The organism is Methanoregula sp., assembly GCF_041663825.1.
Lineage (GTDB): Archaea > Halobacteriota > Methanomicrobia > Methanomicrobiales > Methanospirillaceae > Methanoregula.
The window spans coordinates 107,477-128,472 of the sequence record NZ_JBAYLY010000002.1; the positions used below are offsets into that span (position 1 = coordinate 107,477).

Consider the following 20,996-nt stretch of genomic DNA (forward strand, 5'->3'; position numbering starts at 1 on the left):
GGATCCTCCGCAGGTATGCTCATGCGAAGATACATCCCTACTTTTCAAGCCCGGTATAATATTTATTCCGGGACGCGACAGAAAAAACATTGTATTCCCCGGACCGGACTTATGGTCTCCTCTTAAAAACAGCATGACTATATGGTCCGGTGCCGATCATATCTGCATGGAACGCCGTCCTGCACTCGTGCTTGCAAATGTCCAGCTTCCCGAAGGAAGAAGAGCGGATATTACGATTCAGGATGGCCGGGTCGTTCATACCGGTACCGGGATGGCAGCCGACCGGGTAATCGACTGTACAGGTCTTTATGTCCTTCCGGCGGCGGTTGATGTCCATGTCCACATGCGGGGCGGGAGCCAGTCGGCAAAAGAGGACTGGACAACCGGGAGCATGAGCGCCCTTGCCGGTGGGGTGACCGTGGTCGTCGACCAGCCCAACACGGTCCCGCCGCTGACGACACCGGAAGCGTTTTTGGCCCGGGTCCGCGAGGCACAGGCACATTCGTTCTGCAGTTTTGCCATAAACAGCGCGGTCACCCCGGATACCCCCTTTGAGGCGATGTGGGCGGCAGGGGCAATGGCGTTTGGCGAGACCTTTTTTGCACCTTCAAGTTACGGCGAGGCACTGGACACCCCGTCACTTTCCCGTGCGCTTGGACGCATCCGGGCGCTCGGCGGACTTGCCACGATCCATGCCGAAGGTGTAGCTACGGGACAGGATACGGATCTTGCCACGCACGATGCCCTGCGTTCATCCGAACGTGAGCGTGAGGCAGTGATCGCGGTGCAGGCCTGTAATCATGACGGCTGCCGGATCCATTTCTGCCACATGAGCATGGCGAGAGCGATCGATGCCGCACGGGGAACCGTGGAAGTGACCCCCCATCACCTCTTCCTCTCCCGGGAAAAAGCCGGTGCCGCCGACACGCGGTTTAAGGTTAACCCCCCGGTCAGGAGCGAGAAGGAGCGAAAGTTACTCTGGACATATTGGGACCGTATCGACATGATTGCTTCAGACCACGCACCCCACACAAAAGCAGAAAAAGCGCTCCCGTTTTCTGATGCTCCCTCGGGCGTCCCGGGTGTGGAAACCATGGTTCCCCTCCTCATGGCTGAAGTACTTGACCGCCGGATCACCCTGCCTGACCTGATTCAAAAGACCGCGACCGCACCTGCCGCACTTATCGGCATACCCCCGGCCGGTTTTGCGCCGGGCGACCGCGCAGACTTTGCGCTGTACCCCCAAGCTGCGGTGACGGTGGAACCGGAACTCCTGCACAGCAGGTGCGGCTGGACACCGTTTGAAGGACTGCGGGCCGTTTTTCCCCAAATCGTGATCCGGGGCGGGGACATAGTATACGATCACGGGGAGTTCTGTCGCAAAGAGCCGGTCTGGTTTGCCGGCCGGGGATATACTCCCACGGATGCGTGAGCTGATTTTTGCCGGGCAGCGGTAAAGAAAACAGTGCAGTCTGCCAGTTTTTTCGCCACGAAACGATAAAGAACCCGGAGAACAGATGAAAGAGGGTGCCGATATAGCGCACCCATAGGTCCCCGGGTGATCGATTGGCAAGTGCCTGGACGTGATCCATGGGACAACCCGGGTGCGCGACAGGCATCGCCCGGCCGAGGGTTTTATACACCGGTGAAGAACGGTAGCAGCCACTAATGATCCACGTGTGTTTAAGCCGGGCGACATTTCCTTTCTCGTGAGGATGCTCCATGTCAACGATGACAGATGCACTTTTCGATGACCGTAACGGTACACTGATTGTCGTCGAGGTTTCACCCGGTGCAAAATCAGCACTCTTTCCTGCGGGCTACAACGAGTGGCGAAAGGCGATCGGCTGCCGGGTCACGGCTCCTGCGGTTGACGGGAAGGCAAACAAAGCGGTGATCCAGCTTATCAGCACCACGATCGGGGTACCGGCCTCTGCGGTTTCTATTGTGTCCGGGCTCACCTCATCCCAGAAGAAAGTGAGAATAGCGGGTGTCACGAAGGCGCAGCTTGCCAGGCAGATTTGTGAGAGTAGCGAAAAGGAATAATCAAGGCGATCCTATCATGATACAAACGGGACACAGTTAAACGAGTACTGTTTTTTTAAAATCATGCAAAAAAGGCCTGAACACGAACCTACACTTTAAGTAATTCCACACGTTATATATATTTTATACCTATGATCAGGCTATTCATTCATCGCATGATACATGGGGGTGCGTTTACGTGTATTCACCAGATACTACCAAGTACCTTATTCATATCAGCGTCACCGCAGAGGGGGTGGTCGAGAAACCTGATGTAGTCGGTGCCATTTTCGGGCAGACTGAAGGGTTACTCGGCGAAGACCTTGACCTGCGGGATCTCCAGAGAACCGGACGGGTCGGCAGAATTGACGTCCAGATAGCAAGCAAGAAAGGCGAAACAACCGGGGAGATACTGATCTCCACCTCCCTTGACCGGGCAGAGACGGCAATTCTTGCCGCTTCACTTGAGACCATCGACCGCGTGGGGCCCTGTGTCGCACACGTGGCAGTGGACACGATCGAGGACATCCGGGTCAGCAAGCGAAAGAAGATTGTTGAGCGCGCAAAGGAAATCCTTGTCGAACGTTTTGAGGACGGCGCCATAGACAGCGACGAGCTCCTTGACGATGTCCGCCAGACGATGAGAGTTGAGAAGATCGGGACAATCGGTGAGGAGAGACTGCCGGCCGGCCCAAACGTCCTTGAGTCGGACGCGATTATCATCGTTGAGGGCCGGGCGGATGTCATTAACCTCCTGCGGTACGGTATCAAGAACGCAGTGGCCGTAGAGGGAACCAACATCCCCAAATCGATCATTGACTTCTGCGAGAAGAAGACAACAACCGCATTCTTTGATGGCGACCGGGGCGGAGAACTTATCCTGCGGGAACTCCTGCAGGTGGCAGACATTGATTATGTTGCATTCTCCCCCCGGGGAAAGAGCGTTGAGGACATGACCCGAAAAGAGGTCATCAAGACGCTGCGGAACAAGGTACCGGTCGAGTACGTTCGTGACCAGTACTTCGAGGATGCAGCCGAGTTGCCGGCAGACTTGCCCCGGTCACCCCGTGTGGTACCATCTCCAGAAAGTGGGGATCGCAGTGATATGGACAGCCGGCCCGGCGCGGGACCGAAGAAAGCAAAAGACAGCGTGTCCAAAGTTCCGGTGACGATCCGGGATCATATGGAAGACGTGAAAGGCAGGAATGTCGCCCGGTTCCTGAACGAGGACATGGCAGTAATCAGGGAGATTCGGTCTGAAGAAGTAGAAAAAGCCGTGGAGACGCTGGATACGCCAGCGGCCGGCCTCGTGGTTGACCGCACCGTCGATCAGAAACTGCTCGACCGGCTGGTCTGGAAAGGACTTGAATATGTCGCAGCAAAAGATTTCAAAGGAATTATAAAAAGGCCTTTAAGCATCCGGTTAATGAAAATAAGCACGTAAAACCGGACTTACACAAATTTATTTATGCAAGTTGCGCCCCATGTAACACTTTGGAGCGGCAGTATGCACAAGGAAGAACTTATCACCCTTCACAAGATACTCTACGAGGTCAAGGACTATTTTGAAGACGCCAATCCTGACCTGAAGTTTTCCCAGTATAATGCCCTGAAGATTACACCTTCCCAACTGCACAAGAGCAAGCTTGAACACAAGTATGCCATCTTCGTGCTGGGAAACGAGATCGCAAATGCGATGAAAGACGTCGATTATACATCATCATCACGGATCTCGGCACGTATGAAGGATCTGGCAGAAAAGACACTCAAGGAAATGGAATACGCCTGAATCTTTCTTTGCTTTTTTGATCATTATTATTAATTTGTGATGGAGGATTGGTGATGAGTCGGCCCGGCCATACGGGCATCAGCTGCACCGGGAAATGAGTGAACTCAAGTACTTCTTAAAAATTTTCCTTCACAAACATGGCAGAATTTATGAGGAGATTTTGAGAAAGTAATTCCCGGTCCATTGGGGGTACCCCCTCCTGCGAGCCCGGGGTGGCACCCCCCTCTCCCAAAAACGGGAGGTACCCCTACCCCCGGCCAATTTTTTTTAAAGCATGATACCCCCACCCCCCTATCCGGGCATACGTGGGGGACTGCCTCCCTTTCCCGCATTTCCAAAACCTGTGCTTCGCGTGGAGTTATCATCTGAAGATGTATTTTGCCGGCCGATGGCTTGGGGGGTAGGTGCCTCTTTTCTTGCAAGGGGGTACCCCCCGCTCCCAAAAATGAGAGGCCCCCCCACACCCCGACCAATTTTTTAAAAGCATGATACCCCCACCCCCCTCTTGTGGCCCGGGGGTGGGGGGTGCCACCTTTGTACAAATGGGGGGTACCCTCTCCTGCCATAAAGGGAGGGCGTCTGCTGCCAAAAAAGGGATACTTGTGCCTCCAGATCTGGCTTAAACAAATTTTTAGCAGTTGTTTATTCAACTTGAAAACAGAGAAGTACTAAAACTCCTTTTTATGGTCAGGTATTTTTCGTGAGGGAGCTCCCGTGAGGGGGCATAACGCTAAATCCGAGCAGGTGTACCAATCGTTCATGCGCTACTACCCTGATCCGGATCAGGGCCTCGATATCGGCGACGTTAACCGGGCCGTCGAAGCTGCATTTGCCGATCACGGGAATGGTCTCGTGCAGATGCCGCCCAAGGTCTACATTACCCTGCCGACCGGTGATTTTCGGACGATGCCGGCGTATCTTCCTTCTCTTGGGATTGCCGGGGTGAAGATCGTCAACGTCCACCCGGGCAACCGGGATGTGGGGCTCCCGACGGTAATGGCACTGACACTCATTCTCGACCCGGCAACCGGTCAGCCGACGGCTATCCTGAACGCGACCAGGCTCACGGACATGCGGACGGGGGCTGCCGGGGCAGTTGCCGCAAAATATCTTGCGCCAAAAAAGGAGTGCGTTCTCGGAGTCATCGGCACCGGGCGGCAGGCAGAAGCACAGGTACTAGCCACGGCACAGGTACTTTCCCTCACTAAAGTCCGGGTCTGGGGCCGGAACCCTGCTCATGCCGAAGCGTTTGCCGCACGGCTCGCACCTCTCGATGCAGAAAGCGTATCCATCGAACATGCCTGCGATTGCGACGTACTTGTCACCACGACGCCGTCCCGCGCCCCCATAGTGAAAAACGAATGGATCCACGAGGGCACGCATATTAACGCGATTGGTGCCGATGCGCCGGGGAAGGAGGAACTCGACCCGGCGATCCTGTACCGTGCCCGGGTTTTTGTTGACGATCCGGCGCAGGCATTCCATTCTGGAGAAATAAACGTACCCATCAAGAAAGGGCTCTACGAGCCTTGGATGATCGCTGGCACCCTTGGCGAGGTTGTGATCGGCAGACAAAAACGTGAAAACCCGGATGAGATCACAGTCTTTGACTCTACCGGGCTTGCCATTCAGGATCTGGCGATCGCATCGATCGCAATAAGACAGGCAATCGGCATGGATCTGCCGTTTTTGTAAAAACAGGATCTCACCTCATGTTTACATATGAATTCTGTGCGACTCGGAATATCCGGATATGCAACAAAAGGAAATCCAAACTACGGCATGGTTCTGACAAATGCGGATCCACGCTCACCTGTAATGAGAATGGGAGACGTGGGTCCCAGCGGTACCCCATGAGGATCTCCTGTAATCCGCTGGCGTGCAGCCACCCCTTTTTTACTTTCTCTAAATGAGACGCCCCCAGCCGGTTCCGGAATGTTTGGCATGGGCTGCCGGATTTTTAGTTGGATGTACATGGTACGCGTGTATTTCACGGATGCGAGCAGCGTGACCTTCATGAAGGGGTACACCCGGGGTGCGTCTTGCGTCGGGTTTGACTGACGGGGAGGTTTTTTGGGGCTTCAACTCCCGAAAACGGTATACAAACTCCAAGCACGAGATGTATTGCAAATCCCGACAGAGCACTTCCACAGCCGGCAGGAAACAAAGCCGGTAAAACCCTATTAACAAAATACCCAAAAAAAGATCTGAAAAATTACTGCTGTTCTTTTGCGTATTTCTTCCAGATCTGTTCCCGGTAGATCGGGCCACTGTTGTAGGTACAGAACGGAATAAGTTTGCCATCCGGTGTCGCATAGTGGATACAGCACCGCTGGACACGTTCAATATCGTAGTTGTACCGGTCCATGAAATGCATCGTGCCGATAAAGAGCGCGTTCCAGTGGAACTCCCGCAGTGCATCAAAATTCTGGCCAATCAGCGTCTTTCCGATCAGTTTCCAGAACTCAGCCGTGTTCCCCTTCTCGCCTTTCTTGAACGATGCATGGAGTTCTTTGACACCTTCGAGCAGCGTCGCGTACTTGTTGATGGTGCCACCTTTCTTGAGTTTGTTTGACATCTGTTCGATCGCCGCAAAGAGGCTTTCCACATCGACCATCCGGGTCACTGGTGTCATTCCGTCTTTAGTGACAAAGACGTACGTTGCCGCGCCGCAGTGCTCGTGAGCTGTGAAGCGTACCTGCGGCCGGCCGGTATAGGCCTCCACCAGATCGGAAAACGGCAGCACGCAGGGTACCGGGTAAAAATCGCTTTTCTTCAATATTCCTTTAGTCTGGGTCTCGATATCCCCAATTAGTTCGGGGATTGTGATTCGCTCCTTCTCAAGATCCTCATCCTTTGCAGCACCGGTAAATGCCACGGGCTGGAAGTTTACGCCCCTCACAATCGAGATGTGCTCGGCAGCAAATTTCAGGATCTCTCCGACTTCCTGGTTATTGGTTCCCTTGATAATTGTCGGCACGAGCACCACGCCAACCCCGGCCTTATTCAGATTCTCCAGCGCCTTCAGGTCGATTTTTAAATACGGGTTTGTCGCAGGAGTAACACCATCGAAATGGAGATAAACCGTTGAGAGACCGGCATCCTTGAGCTGCTGGGCAAGAGCCGGGTTATTTGCCAGTTTCACACCGTTGGTTGCGATCTGGACCTGCGGAAATCCCAGTTCCTTTGCCTTTTTGACGATATCGACAAGGTCGTCCCGCATGGTCGGCTCGCCACCGGAGAACTGCACGGCGGGTGTCGGCACAGGCTTCTCATTTCTGAGCATCTGCATCATGCTGACAATCTCGTCAAAACTCGGTTCGTACACAAACCCACAGGCACGGGCATTGGCAAAACAGAAACTGCAGTCAAGATTGCACCGGTTGGTCAGGTCGATGTTTGCAAGGAGCGTCCCCGAATGGTGGTTGCTGCACAGGCCACACGCGGTAGGACAGGTATCTGAGGTCACGGGGTTCTGGGGATTTGTCACGCCGCGACCGATCGCATCATAATGAGCAAACCGGTGGTACATCTCAGGGTCGGACCAGTAGACGTGTCGGAACAGACCATGCTCCGGGCACGTCCTCACGATCCAGATCTTCTCCTCTTCTTCTACAATCTCCGCTTCCAGGACTGATCCACAGACTGGGCAAAGGCTGCGTGTTTTTTTAATCAACATATTTTAATCCACCCGAGGCAGCAATAACAGGATTATTTTGCTTCTTTTAGTAACCTTAATCTTTTTGTCTGCTCTTTATTACAGGTATTGGAGTGCAACATTATTAGTGCTGAGTCATTCATAATACCATTGCTCTCGACACTGCTTGCCGCATTCTGGATCATGGTTCCTGCCTATGTCCCTAACCCCGTCGCGGCACTTTGCGGCGGTGGGACACCGATTGATTTTAACAAAAACTATTCAGATGGCCGCAGGCTCCTTGGTGATGGCAAGACGTACCGGGGTCTTATATGCGGCGTACTTGCCGGCATTGTAGTCGGGGCAATGCAGATCTGGCTTGCCAGTACCTATGGCTGGGCATTCCTGCCGCAGCATACGGCAGCTTCGATCGTCCTCCTCTCGCTCGGGGCACTCCTCGGGGACATGGGAAAGAGTTTTATAAAAAGGCGGCTTGGGAAAAACCGGGGAGACGCATGGCCGATTGCCGACCAGTACGACCTCGTGGTCGGTGCCTTTGTCCTGATGCTTGTCTTTGACCCGGCGTGGCTTCTCTCAAACATTACGTGGCAGATACTTATCGTGATCCTGATCCTTACCCCGGTCCTCCACCGTGCGGTCAACATTATCGGGTACCTGTGCGGGGTCAAGAAGGAACCCTGGTGAACACTATGAATGCACTCGCAGATCTCCTTATACGGCACAAGGCCATCGAGTTCGGTGACTTTACCCTTGCTTCCGGCGCAAAGAGCCGGTACTATGTCGATGTGAAAACCGCAGTAACGCATCCAGAATTTCTCGCGGCAATAGCTCAAGAGATAGTAAAGAGATACGAATTCGATGTAGTGGCCGGTGTTGCCGTGGGGGGGGTGCCTCTGGCGGTAGCCACTGCGCTTGCCGCTCAAAAACCCTTCGCGATCATACGGGCAGAAGAGAAAGACCATGGCAAGAAGTCACTGATCATCGGGGATGTGAAAGGAAAGGATATCCTCCTTGTCGAGGATGTAACCACGTCGGGGGGATCGGCTCTCTACGGGATTTCTACGCTGCGGAATGCGGGGGCACGGGCTGACCGTGTCGTCACCGTGGTTGACCGTGAGCAGGGCGCGGCAGCCACGTTAAAAGAGCAGGCCATCGCACTCTACCCACTTGTCCGGGTCAGCGAGATTCTCTGACGCGTACCTTCCCTTAAGCGTAAACCATTTTTAACCAAAGAACCCATGTGATCGATGATGAAGATCCTCGTTGTTGGTGGTGGCGGTCGGGAACATGCCATAGCCGCTGCCCTGTCCCGCAACAGCGAGACCGAGATCTATTCGGTAATGGCAAGGAAGAACCCCGGTATTGCCCGTCTCGCAAAGAAAGTCTGCATTTCCAAAGAGACGGATCTCGCCCGGATCTTAACGTTCGCCAAAAAGACCGGGGTCACTCATGCATTCATCGGGCCCGAAGCACCGCTTGAAGCCGGGGTGGTTGATCGTCTTTCCGCTGAAGGCGTAGCGTGCGTCGGCCCGACAAAAGCGGCGGCCCGTATCGAGACCGACAAGGCATTCTGCCGGGATTTAATGACGCACCATCACATCGGCGGTAACCCGGCCTACCGGGTCTTCCACGACACAACCGATGCAATCGCGTTTGTGAAGGACCATGACGGGGATCTGGCAATCAAGCCGATCGGTCTCACTGGCGGGAAAGGTGTCCGAATCATGGGGGAGCAGGTGGATCTTGCCGGTGCCATCGACTACATCCACCAGATCAAAGGGGACGTCGTTCTCGAAGAACGCCTCATTGGCGAGGAGTTCACCCTCCAGGCATTTGTCGACGGGTTCCATCTCATCCCAATGCCGCTCGTGCAGGATCACAAACGGGCGTTTGACGGAGACACCGGGCCAAACACCGGGGGTATGGGATCGTACACGATGCCGGATCACATGCTCCCCTTCGTGAGCAGGAAGGATCACACGGCTGCGCTCTCCATCATGGCCTCCGTTGTCGCCGCGATGGCAAAAGACGGGATCCCGTATAAGGGCATCCTGTATGGCCAGTTCATGAATACGACCGAGGGGCCCAAGGTTATAGAGTTCAACGCCCGGTTCGGGGATCCTGAGGCAATGAATGTGCTCACGCTTCTCTCCTCCGATCTCTGCGATGCGGTTACCGGGATCACCGAAGGAACCCTCTCCGCATCGAAGATCTCCTTTGAGCACGCGGCAACGGTCTGCAAGTACCTTGTGCCCGAGGGTTATCCTGCGGCCCCAAGGGTTGGCAGACCGCTAGACCTGGGGAAAACCGGTGACGCGATCCTCTATTATGCAAACGTTGAAGAGCGGGCCGGACGACTCTTTACCCTCACATCCCGGACGCTTGCATTTGTGGGGAAGGCAGATACCCTTGCCGCGGCAGAACGCATCGCGGAGCAGGCAGCATCGGCAGTACAAGGAGACATCTGTCACCGTCGCGATATCGGGACACAGGCACTGCTCGACCGGCGCATCGCCCATATGAAGGAGCTCTAAATGAAGAAAGATTTCCTTTCCATTCTGGATATCAATACAACTGAACTTGAAGAGATCCTGTCCGGCGCAGAACGCCTCAAGCGCCAGAAGCGGGCAGGAGTCCCCCACGAACTCTTGCGGGGCATGTCCCTTGCGATGATCTTCGAGAAGTCCTCGACCCGGACGCATATCTCGTTTGAAGTAGGCATGCATGAACTCGGCGGCCATGCGCTCTTCTTAAACGCAAAGGATCTCCAGATCGGGAGAGGGGAGGAGATCCGGGATACTGCACGGGTCGCGTCCCGGTATGTTTCTGCCGTGATGATCCGCGCTTACCTGCACAGCACGGTCGAAGAACTGGCGGCAAACGCCACGGTCCCGGTTATTAACGGGCTTTCCGACCGCGAACACCCCTGCCAGCTCCTTGCCGACATCCTGACCATCAGGGAGCATTTCGGTGAGGTCAGGGATCTTCGTGTCGCATGGATCGGGGATGGCAATAATGTCTGCAATTCCCTTGTCCTCTCTTCTGCCCTTACCGGCATGGAGGTCTCCGTGGCAAGCCCGAAAGGCTACGAGGTGGCACCGGAGCTCATAGAAAAGGCACGGAGCCTTGGCGGCAGGGTAACTACAGCAAAAACCCCCGAGGCAGCCGTAAAAGACGCCCACGTCATCGTCACTGACACATGGATCTCGATGGGCGATGAGGCGGAAAAGGAAAAACGGCTCGCTGCATTCAAAGGATTTACCGTAAACGAGGCACTCCTGCGGCATGCCGCTCCCGATGTCCGGGTACTTCACTGCCTGCCTGCCCACCGGGGCGAGGAGATCACCGGCGATGTGCTCGATGGCCCGCAGAGCCTGGTATGGGACGAAGCAGAGAACCGTCTGCATGCCCAGAAAGCGCTGCTGGTAAAACTCTTAAAAAGGTAATGGATACTTCAGTATCCCGTTTTTAGAGGATTACGGCTTATGAGCCGATAAATGCCCGGACTTTTTCTACCATATATTTTTCGACCTGTTCCGCGGTTTCACGCGGGGCACGGAAAGCAAGGAGTTCCCGTTCGTCGCCCTCCATATTCGCGAAGTACAGTTTTTGTTTACACTCGACCACTTCTACATCGAATTTCTTGACGACATCGAAGATCACGGAACGTGGTACCCCGGGGGGAATGATAACATCAAACAATGGTTCTTCACCGGTCTCGCACGCTTGGTTCTGTTCGGAATCTGTCTCGTCTGGCATAGTACACCAATCCTCACTTACCTATTTTGATCCGCCGGTTCATAATACAGGGCCCTCCCCGCACGCCACCGATGGGATTTTTGGGTTTCCCGAGCGAGTTCATGCACCGCCCCATCAGGGAGGCTCCCCGGGCCAAGCCGTCGTCAACAAAGACGAGGTGATCATTGGGATCATCGAAGAGGTTACGCTCGGTAATCCCCTCAAGGATATACTCGGGTTTTCGTCCCGAAATTGCCGCCCGCCCGGTAAACCCGATCGACGCATTCCGCGGGACAAGGTGCTCTTCAACGGCCACATCAGTAAGCCGGAGTGCCATCCTTGCGCAGACCTGGTCGACCACTTCGTTTAAGGTCGAGAGGTTGTAGTTCTTGTGGATCTCAGCGCCGATCTCAAGGAGTTTGTCGAGATCGCTGCTGTTCTCCCCGCAGTCGCACCCGATCATAGCGACATGCGACTCCTTTGCAAGCTTCGCGTTGACCGGTACGCGCCCGAACCGGTCACGATCCGACGGGACAATCCGGATATCGATATGCTCATGGCACCGGTTCACAAAATCATCGATAACCCTGCGGTTGCCCCCCGAAAAGAAACCGCCCGTCACGCTGTGTTCACCGAAAATGTCAAGCGCAGTCCCGGTCCGTTCCTGAACAAGACCGGTCCCCCGGACAATCGCATCGGGAATTGCCCCGGCAAGGCCGCAGAAGTTCCCGATGGTCTTTGCAAACGGGTTCGGATCGTCCGGGTTTACGTCGCTTGTGATCCGCCCGTCAAGCGTCGTCCCGAAATCCATGGAGACACAGGGATTACGGAAATCGACCGGCGTCCACTTTGCCCCTTCCTTGATCCCGGCCATCGCGAGTTCCCCTTCCATCTCATTTGCGACCATCTCGACCCCGGTCGAACCCACCGGTGGGATCACCCCGGCAACGGCACCAATGAACACGACCTTGTCGGCAAAACTGAAAGGCTGGAGTTTTTCAGACTGGTTGGCCTTTGCCATGGGGGGGGTCATCTTCCGTGGCGGGACTCCGGCTATCAGGCAGCCGTTTGCAAGGGCGATAACAAAATCCCCGACCTGATCCGGGGATTCCATCTCGGCCACAACTCCGGTACTCCGGACAACAAAATCAAGGTCTTTTACGATATCAAGGTGTGCATCTTTGTGGCACTGGATCAGCGTGTCCCGCACCAGTTCAGTTACCGCCTCCCGTGAAAGTTTGGTCCCGTCCAGGGTCTCGCCGAAGGTCTCCTCACCAGGCTTTGGCGGCCGGATGTCCCGGCTCATGCTCACGGTCTTGTTGATCACGTACGATTTGCCGGTTTCCAGGCTTACCCCGGTGAGGATGCACTTTGTGGTAGTGTTCCCCATCTCCACAGAGGCCACGATAAAATAGGGCTTGTTTTTGTACTCAGGTATCCGCATCCCGGCGCCATGGGATATTGACGGGGGCTCGGGGCTTTCAACGATATGGGGTTTGGGTTTTCCAATGCGGGAAAAAAAACCGGCGCACATACACTAACGATCAGGTTGTTACGGGATATAGATTTCTTTTTGGGGTAAAAAAAGCCGATAAAAAAAGGGAAACTGATAGGGTTATAGTGACACGGGGGACTTATTTCCGGTGTACCCTTTTCTGTTTCATGGCATGAACCAGGCGTGCCTGGATACCGAAGTACTGGGAGACACCGATCGCATGGCACTGGTCAATGGATGCGCTGTCAAAGGAGACGAGATCTCCTGAGTAAATTGCCTGCGGGGAACTGCGACCGAGCACCCTGACACTCCCCTTGTAGAGTTCGAGATCAACGCTGCCGTTTACCCGTTCCTGCGTCGTATCGATAAATGCGTTGAGCGCAGCATACAGCGGTTCATAGACAAGACCCTTGTACGCCAGTTCCGACCACTTGTCATCAACCATCCTTTTAAACGCCAGTTCCTGCCGGGTGAGTACCAGGCTCTCAAGATCCCGGTGGGCGGCAAGGATAACGGTCGCTGCCGGGTGCTCATAGTTTTCCCGTGCCTTGAGCCCGAGGATACGATCCTCAATCATATCGTTCCTCCCGACACCGTGCTTTCCGGCAAGGACGTTGAGTTTCTGGATCAGATCATAACCGGCAAGTTTCTTCCCGTTTAAGGAAACCGGAACACCGCCGGAAAACGTGATAGTAAGTTTCTCCGGTTTTGCCGGGGCCTTTTCCGGGGAGACTGTCCAGAGATAGATCTCCTCTGGCGGGTGGAAGGCAGGATCCTCGAGCCGGCCGCCTTCGATGCTCCGGCTCCAGCAGTTCTCGTCCATGCTCCAGGGCTTGCTCTTTTTCACCGGCACCGGGATCCGGTGCTCCTTTGCGTACTCGATCTCCCAGTCCCGGGTCAGGTTCTGTTCCCGGATCGGCGCGACAACTTCAAGGCCGGCTGCACGGATGATGAAATCAAACCGGAGCTGGTCGTTGCCCTTGCCGGTACACCCATGAGCAATTGCGGTCGCTTTCTCTTTCTTTGCGATCTTGACTACTTCTTCTGCAATCAGGGGCCGGGCAAGCGAGGTGCCCATCGGGTACCCCTCATAGGAGCCGTTTGCCTTGATCGCAGGGAGGATGTGCTCTTCAACAAATCGTTCACGAACATCGATTGTGTAATGGCGATCGGCGAGTTTCTGGCCCTTTTTCGTCGCCACTTCGATCTCCTCGTCCCGCTGGCCGACATTGACGGCAACGGTGACCACGCGATCATAGTCATACCGTTCTTTTAAAAGGGGTATACAGATGGAGGTATCAAGACCTCCGGAATATGCAAGTACGATCGTACCTTTTCCCATAATAGATACTTCCTGTTGTCAGATCATCTGGTTGGCTGTCTCACCATATATTTCCAAAGGCTCTCTCATCTGAAATGAGTCTTTCCCTTTCTCGAAAACCCTGCTTTGCATTTTATCCTGCATTCCTTTAGGTTCGTGGTGGAGTTTACCGGATCACCCAAATTTAAAACGCTTGTGCGTGACCTGTTTTTAGGGATGTGACCGGCTATCAGGGAATGTTCGGACCACGGACACGTGCAAGGGTCGTGGAAAAAGATGATCCTGATTGGGTTTTACCCCAACCGCAAGATACATGAAAGTTGTTTTTTATTGTGAATGATACCTGTATCGTCTTATGGACTTCTGAATCCCGTAAAGGTATCATTTCCCTGATCGAGGTATCACCTTTTTGTTGTTCTATAGTTTACTGACCGGAGCAGGATCTCTTTTTTGTCAGATAATTAAAGGTATAATGATCCGCGTCATCATTGTGAATCCGTCATATTTCCGGGATATGCTGGTAACTACGGGGTATTCCCCTGCCGCCGCAGGTTTATAGGATCTTTTCTGTACTGCGTCCGTTTTATCGATTTCTCGTCGTGCGATGTTATAATTATTCCGGAAATAATCAGTAGATACTCATGTACTCCCGACAGAAGCATGTCTGGATTCCCAGCAGCCCGGGTCATAAATCTGTAAAATTACAAAAGGTCAGGAATTGAACCGAACGGTTGCATGCATTCCGTCGGCGGTTCGGATCTGCCGATACTTCTCGTTACCTCGATTCATGTTTTTAACCGGTAACTTCCAAAAAATTCGAAGTATACGGTTTATTCTTATATTTTCCTGTATGATGCAGTTTGTATGAAGTACCCGGGTATTGCACTTCTCATTGTGCTGTGTATTGTGGCAGTTGCCGCAGCCGGCTGCATGGGGCTATCCCCCCAGGGCTCCGGTCAGACGGGTGTTGTATCCGAAACAGCATCCCGTCAGGACATATCCATGAAGTCCGGTGTTTATACCTCAGCCGGTAATGCTGTTGTCCCTATACAGGTGTCAAACCCGGTATCCGCCACGTCTGGTGGTGGGACTACCAGTGCCGTGATGGACACAAAGATCATCAGGACTGCATCACTTACAATTGAGGTACCTGATGTAACCGGTGCGGCAGAGACGCTAAAAGGACTTGTAACTTCAAAAGGCGGTTATGTCTCGTCAACGAGTATCCAGAAGACTTCTGACAGCAGGCTGTACGGCACAGTTGTGCTGCGTGTTCCCGCATCTGCGTTTGATGACACACTTGCAGGGATAAAAGGTATTGGCACGGTCAGGTCGGTATCAGCACAGAGCCAGGATGTAACCGAGGAATATGTCGATCTTGTAGCACAGAAAACCTCGTACCAGAATCAGCTGGCGCAGTATAACACCATTATGAAAAAAGCAGAGAATGTGGAGGATGTTATTACCGTCCAGCAGCAGATTGACCGGGTTCAGACCGAACTGGATCGCCTTGAAGGCAGGCTGAAATACCTCAACAGTCGTGTCGATCTGTCCACAATCACCGTAACCCTCCAGGAGCCGGAACCGGTAGGAGGAGAGACCGGGCACAACTTTGTCTCGACCCTCAATGAGGGTATAGCCGGATTCCTCGGTATGATCGATGCGCTTATTGTCATTCTTTTTACTCTCCTCCCGCTCATTATCATTGGCGGGGCGGCATACGGGATCTACCGGTGGAAAAAAGGGAAAAAACCGGCAGCAGTGCCGACTGAATCAAAAGAGACACAATAATTTTTTCACGTCGTTATATTTGAATCCGAAAACAATTCACCTCATTTAACGTATGCGGGTAATTCTGCTAGGGCAAGTGTCACTTATCCGGATGTGGCAGGTGTAATATTACGTTTGAATGGCGGGACCACTCCTTTTCAGGATTACTCCCTGCCAGGGAACATACAGGGGAACGGGATGGGGGTCGTTGGAGATCTACGGTTCACTGCCGTCTGTTGAATATCCATGTGGAAAATTCCCGGCTTACCTGGTTTGGGACTTTGAAAAATATTATTCTTGAAAAAAGAGCTTCCTGATATTAGATGAGATCTTCTGACCGCCGTATTTTTTTGTCTCATTATTGCGGTCAGCAGAGTTACTTTGAGGTATTGTCCGGGACGTTTCTGCAAGAGAGTATCGGGCACCCCGTATCAGGTTTGCGGCAGCACCCGGATAACCACGAGCGTAATATCATCAGACTGGGGAGCAGAACCGGTAAACTCCCGGATCGCCGCGATAATCCGGTCCCGGACTATGCCCGAGGGAAGGCTGCGGCATTCTTTTGCGACGTGGACCAGTCGTTCTTCCCCGAATGCGTTATAGCCAGGATCAAATGCCTCCGTTACCCCGTCGGTATACAGTATGAACAGATCCCCGGGTTTCAGTTGCATGTGCTCCGGTGTAATATCCATATCTGGAAGGACACCCATCGCGATCCCATGCTCCTCTAAAAACACCGCTTCACCGCTGTCCCCCCGGATAACAAGGGGTGGGTTATGGCCGGCATTTGTACAGGTAAATGTCAGTTTCCACGGATCAAGAACCGCTGAAAACACTGTGACAAACATGCCGGATGGTGCATCACGGGCAATAAGGCGGTTTGCCGTATAGAGCCCACGTGTGCTCTCCGTCGCGCCCTCAAGACCCGCCCGTATCAGCGTCCGCGACATCGCCATAAAAAGCGCCGCACTCACACCCTTACCGGATACATCGGCGATCACAAATGCCCACTCGCCGTCACGGAGCGGGATAACATCGTAAAAGTCCCCGCCGACCTCCATCGCCGGGATCATTACCGCAGAGAGATCAAAGCCGGGGATTTCCGGCATTTTCCCCGGCAGGAAACTGGTCTGGATACTCCGTGCGATTTCCATTTCCTTTGCATACCGTTCTTTTTCAGCGGTCGTTTTTTTGAGATTCGCGATATTCTCTTTGAGCATATCAGCCATCGAATTAAACGAACGGGCGAGATCCTCGAACTCGTCACCGGACCGGATCGTTACCCGGAAATCCAGGTCCCCGTCACCGAAAGCCATCGCGCCCTCCTTGAGGGTTGCAACCGGTTGGGTGATCACATGGCTGAGAAGGACCGACACCATGAGCACGAACAGCAGGATCGCAACGAAAAGGAAGATAAAAACGGTTCTCAACCGGTCGGTCTGGGCGGTGATATGTGTTCCGGTATCCTGCGTCGCATCCTGAATTTTTCCCGTAAAATTTTCAACCGGCCGGGTGATCTCGCTGACCGGCAGGGATATGGCAAGGCTCCAGTTCATCGAACTGACCGGCGCATAGGCAACGTACGTCTCAGTCCCATTGAACCAGACTTTTCCAATACCTGTCTTACCGGCGGTCATGTTTGCGGCCACCGCACCGAGACCTGGATCGTTGCCGGAAAAGGCATTCTCAGGGCCAACCGGCTCGTTCCATCGCACGTTTCCGGCAGATAACCCGGGACGGCTGATAATATCCCCGTTCTGATTGAGGAGAACCGCATATCCCTGTCCGCCAAACGTCTGGCCTATAAAATTATCATTAATCGTCTTTGTCGACACATCCGATCCGATCACCCAGTGGCCGTATTTCTGGCTTGTTACTGCCTGTGAGTAGGTCATGACCAGATCGCTGTTGCCTGCATCAACGTACGGTGCATCCGACCAGACCCGTTCACCCTGCGCGACAGCTTGCACGTACCATGAACGTGTCCGGGGATCGTAATTTTTGGGAAGATTCGCATCTCCCGGGTACATCAGTATCATGCCGGAATCAGTGGCAATATAGATGCTTGTCATATCATTATCGGCAGTAAATATTGCTTTGAGAACGTCAGAAAGGCCGGACAGTGTCCGTGCTTCCTCCGAACCGGGAGTTGCGGTTACCCCGGGCGCAAACGTGAGGACCGCCCCTGACTTAGGATCGGATGGAGGGGTATTCCCGGGATATACTGGTGTAAGTGCAGTCACCGGAGCGTTGTACTGGAACTCGGCAGTCTGAGCGGCAAGAATGTTCATTTCAGTTTCGGTATCCACGAAAAGTACATTGGTAATCTCTGCCTTGTCGGATGCGATACGGACGAGGTACTCCTCACCAAGGGAAAGCAGGGCCGCGGAACTATCATTTACCACGCCCTCCCCCAGCGCCTGGCTGCTTCCCTGAGCATAGGAACCCACATCGGAGATTGCGGAGAACGCAAAATAACCCGTTATGGCAAGGGCGGCAAGGGAGAGCGCGAGAAAGAGGATAAGGATCTTGGCCCTGAGGGTAAGTGCAATCCTGGGACGAGCGGGAAGGTTCATGGGGATACCACAGGCATCAGCCGGTATGTTCTCATAAATGTCGTGATCGGTAAAAAGTGCATCTCTTTTTTACCAGACTCTCTCTTCTGTCAGCTGCATTTCTGCATCACTACGGGTTTGCAGGAATTTTGCGGAGATTACGGGGGCTTTGCCTTTGGCGCCGGAGATTTGCCACCCCGTTCTCCATGCCGAAGGTATGCCGGCTTGTCCCGCAAACGCTTCCCGGAATGGTATACAATGTCTATAAGTGGATGGGCAATCCTACACCGTTTTTATTGACCTGCATGAATGCCGGGGAAAAAGATTGTCCCGAGGGTAAAGGTCACCCTTTATGGTTCCCGGTCCAGTTTCTGTTTGATCTCCCGTATCGAGTTGAGCATCTCTTCGGAATACGGAGTATACCGGTAGCTGAGGTTGTTCTCGATCTGCCAGAATCCGAGTTTTTCATCAAAATGACCGATGAGATAACAGATGATAATATAACAGGGAATTGCGAGGGCGATGACCATAGGCAGGGTAAGGCCCAGGTGGATGTAAAAAAAGTCCTCGAAAAGTTTGGCGTTTGCCGTGATGATACCGAAGTTTAAGAGAATCTGGGTCCATGACGTTCCCCGGGTGTACCGCTGCTTGAATAATGCGAAACTGTAGAGCAGACCTTTGTTTTCAGTCATACGGGGAATTCTTCATTCGGTAACGAGAAATGTTTTCTTGTGAGTCCAAAAAAGCCACGTCCCGGAACGGCTTTTTTTTCTTATGGCTATCTTGAAAAATATCCTGCTTTGTTGAAAATCTTTTTTTTCATAGAGGTGATCACCCCCTTTGTGCCAGCACTGCCCCCATTGTGGGGCGTATTACGATGTCTCTGTATTATCTGTACCGGAAAATTTAACATAATTAATCTGGGGTAACATCGGTGACCGTTCCGGTGATGCGAACAGGGCATCCCATTTTATCAATTTTCTCCAAACGAGTACCCATTTCCAGGTTTTATCCCGGTAGAGCATGCGTATATCAGTTAAAAAAAAAGCGGTCTGTTTTTAACCGGGGCCTCGAAGGAAACCCTGACCCCGAGTAACCTCTTCCGGCGGGATAAGCCGGAAGATGGATTTAAGGGTAAAACATTCTGATCCTGCATCATATCCGAGCGTACGGTAAACCTCATCCACACGGTCTATCTTCAAATTGGGGATACTGATGTTTCATACCCCGGTATCTCCGGATCTAAGTGCCATCTCCAACCGCTCCCGGGTTTCATAAAGTGCACGGGAGGTCTCTTTTTTTTCAGTCATATTGGTGATGATCCCACGCATGCCGGTACACTTTCCGGTACCGGGATCGATGACCGCGGAACCATAAATGAGACCGGGAAATATTTTTTTATCTTTTCTCAGGAGATTGTATTCATGGCCAATGCTTTTTGTTCCGGTGATGCTCATCCGGATATCTCGTGCCGCCCGCTCGCGGTCCTCCGGGGAAATATAGTCAAAAATACAGATCTTCCGGTCAAAATCAACCTGTGTGATACCAAACCACTCATAAGCAAGTGAATTAACAAATGTCAGGGTACCCGAAAGATCCATTTCATAGACAACTACCGGCATCATCTCGGCAAAATCCTGGTTCATCTTGCGGGATATCAGCAGATCATGACGGATTTTCTGGATTTCAGTCATATCCCGGATCGATTCTATTGCCCCGGTCAGGTTCCCGCTGAGATCATAGAGCGGCCCTGCCGTGAGCCAGAGATACACATTCGCTCTCCCGTTAAAAAGGGGAAGGACAATTTCTGCATGGATGTCCCGTTCGCGCCGCCCAAAGTAAGAATAGCCTGATTCGATCTCCGGATAATCGCCATGGACGAGATCGATAAGGATCGGTCGCGGTTTCCCGAAAAAAGGAATCGCATACAGATAGTCTCCTTTTCCGATGATCTCTGTCTTTTTAATTCCGGACATTTTTTCTATTGCATTGTTCCAGGCAACGACCGTTCCTTTCGTATCGATAACAAACGTCGCATCCGGGAGGAAATTGATAATATCGTTCTGGAGCTGCCGTGACTCGTTTAACGCAGTCTCGGTCCGGCGGCGTTCTATGGCATTGAGAAGCTTGTGCCTGAGCTCCGCAAGCATGCTTTTCATGTCGGGTCCTTTCCGGATATAAAAATCAGCCCCGTTGTTGAGTGCATCTATCACGATTTCTTCCCGGCCTTTGCCGGTAAAGAGGAGAAACGGCAGGTTGCCATGGCGTATCCGGACGCATTTTAAAAATTCAATGCCGTCCATCCCCGGCATCTGGTAGTCGGACACTATTGCATCGTACTTGACGGCGGGTATCCGTTCGAGTGCTTCCTTTGCAGAGAGCAGGGTGTCAACCGAGAAATCCCCGGTGTTTTCCAGGAGTAACTTGTTGACAGCAAGTAAAGCCTCATCGTCATCAACATAAAGGATTGAATACATCCGGTCGTTCCTGCGAGCCTGCTCCCCGAAACCCGGTTCGGAAGAGCACGCATGCTACTCACACTCAAACCGCTTATTTGCCTGTATAAAATATATGCGTTGCGATTTTTTTCTGATAAGTTAGGAAATAAATCCAGAATTTTCGTTAAATTGTAAAAAAACTAAATG

The 20,996-nt window shown here is 52.9% G+C and carries 17 protein-coding genes; 10 read left to right on the top strand and 7 right to left on the bottom strand.

Going from position 1 to position 20,996, the window contains the following annotated elements; all coding sequences use genetic code 11:
- The first annotated feature begins 133 nt into the window (after positions 1-133).
- From pyrC to WCX19_RS01675, 5 genes are all read left to right on the top strand, one after another.
- Complete coding sequence (pyrC, locus tag WCX19_RS01655; RefSeq protein WP_373004002.1) at positions 134-1,432, top strand: dihydroorotase; 1,299 nt, start codon at positions 134-136, stop codon at positions 1,430-1,432.
- Positions 1,433-1,722: 290 nt separating this feature from the next.
- Positions 1,723-2,046, top strand: coding sequence for a DUF167 domain-containing protein (locus tag WCX19_RS01660; protein WP_373004004.1), 324 nt, complete (start codon positions 1,723-1,725; stop codon positions 2,044-2,046).
- A 178-nt stretch (positions 2,047-2,224) separates the two neighbouring features.
- Positions 2,225-3,469, top strand: coding sequence for a DNA primase DnaG (gene dnaG, locus WCX19_RS01665; RefSeq protein WP_373004007.1), 1,245 nt, complete (start codon positions 2,225-2,227; stop codon positions 3,467-3,469).
- 63 nt (positions 3,470-3,532) lie between these two features.
- The gene (locus WCX19_RS01670) at positions 3,533-3,814 is read left to right on the top strand and encodes a UPF0058 family protein (protein WP_373004010.1); all 282 of its coding nucleotides are present in this window, start codon (positions 3,533-3,535) and stop codon (positions 3,812-3,814) included.
- Between the two features lie 759 nt (positions 3,815-4,573).
- Positions 4,574-5,509, top strand: a complete 936-nt coding sequence (locus WCX19_RS01675) for an ornithine cyclodeaminase family protein (protein ID WP_373004013.1) — start codon at positions 4,574-4,576, stop codon at positions 5,507-5,509.
- A 520-nt stretch (positions 5,510-6,029) separates the two neighbouring features.
- Here the strand turns inward: WCX19_RS01675 and tes are convergent.
- Entirely contained in the window at positions 6,030-7,493 is a 1,464-nt protein-coding gene (gene tes, locus WCX19_RS01680) for a tetraether lipid synthase Tes (RefSeq protein ID WP_373004016.1), read from the bottom strand.
- Positions 7,494-7,655: 162 nt separating this feature from the next.
- On the opposite strand from tes, the gene WCX19_RS01685 reads away from it, so the two are divergent.
- The 4 genes from WCX19_RS01685 to argF are packed head-to-tail and all read left to right on the top strand — an operon-like array spanning position 7,656 to position 10,918.
- Positions 7,656-8,156 carry a CDP-2,3-bis-(O-geranylgeranyl)-sn-glycerol synthase gene (locus WCX19_RS01685; RefSeq protein WP_373004233.1) on the top strand — a complete coding sequence of 167 codons (501 nt, stop codon included), beginning with the start codon at positions 7,656-7,658 and terminating at the stop codon, positions 8,154-8,156.
- Positions 8,157-8,161: 5 nt separating this feature from the next.
- Complete coding sequence (pyrE, locus tag WCX19_RS01690; RefSeq protein WP_373004019.1) at positions 8,162-8,665, top strand: orotate phosphoribosyltransferase; 504 nt, start codon at positions 8,162-8,164, stop codon at positions 8,663-8,665.
- 57 nt (positions 8,666-8,722) lie between these two features.
- Entirely contained in the window at positions 8,723-10,006 is a 1,284-nt protein-coding gene (purD, locus tag WCX19_RS01695) for a phosphoribosylamine--glycine ligase (protein WP_373004236.1), read from the top strand.
- Positions 10,007-10,918 (top strand): ornithine carbamoyltransferase, encoded by a 912-nt coding sequence (gene argF / locus WCX19_RS01700; protein ID WP_373004022.1) that lies wholly within the window; start codon positions 10,007-10,009, stop codon positions 10,916-10,918. It begins immediately after the preceding gene.
- A gap of 37 nt (positions 10,919-10,955) precedes the next feature.
- Here argF and WCX19_RS01705 read toward each other — a convergent pair whose 3' ends face one another.
- From WCX19_RS01705 to WCX19_RS01715, 3 genes are all read right to left on the bottom strand, one after another.
- On the bottom strand, positions 10,956-11,231 hold the full coding sequence (locus WCX19_RS01705) for a hypothetical protein (protein ID WP_373004025.1): 276 nt from the start codon (positions 11,229-11,231) through the stop codon (positions 10,956-10,958).
- Between the two features lie 13 nt (positions 11,232-11,244).
- Positions 11,245-12,744, bottom strand: a complete 1,500-nt coding sequence (locus tag WCX19_RS01710) for a methanogenesis marker 14 protein (protein WP_373004028.1) — start codon at positions 12,742-12,744, stop codon at positions 11,245-11,247.
- Positions 12,745-12,844: 100 nt separating this feature from the next.
- The gene (locus tag WCX19_RS01715) at positions 12,845-14,047 is read right to left on the bottom strand and encodes an argininosuccinate synthase (protein WP_373004031.1); all 1,203 of its coding nucleotides are present in this window, start codon (positions 14,045-14,047) and stop codon (positions 12,845-12,847) included.
- Between the two features lie 843 nt (positions 14,048-14,890).
- Between WCX19_RS01715 and WCX19_RS01720 the strand changes: the two genes are divergently transcribed.
- Complete coding sequence (locus tag WCX19_RS01720; protein WP_373004034.1) at positions 14,891-15,817, top strand: DUF4349 domain-containing protein; 927 nt, start codon at positions 14,891-14,893, stop codon at positions 15,815-15,817.
- Between the two features lie 410 nt (positions 15,818-16,227).
- Here WCX19_RS01720 and WCX19_RS01725 read toward each other — a convergent pair whose 3' ends face one another.
- From WCX19_RS01725 to WCX19_RS01735, 3 genes are all read right to left on the bottom strand, one after another.
- Complete coding sequence (locus WCX19_RS01725) at positions 16,228-18,372, bottom strand: SpoIIE family protein phosphatase (protein ID WP_373004037.1); 2,145 nt, start codon at positions 18,370-18,372, stop codon at positions 16,228-16,230.
- A 329-nt stretch (positions 18,373-18,701) separates the two neighbouring features.
- Entirely contained in the window at positions 18,702-19,043 is a 342-nt protein-coding gene (locus WCX19_RS01730) for a hypothetical protein (protein ID WP_373004040.1), read from the bottom strand.
- Between the two features lie 528 nt (positions 19,044-19,571).
- Entirely contained in the window at positions 19,572-20,828 is a 1,257-nt protein-coding gene (locus WCX19_RS01735) for a response regulator (protein WP_373004044.1), read from the bottom strand.
- Positions 20,829-20,996: the final 168 nt, after the last annotated feature.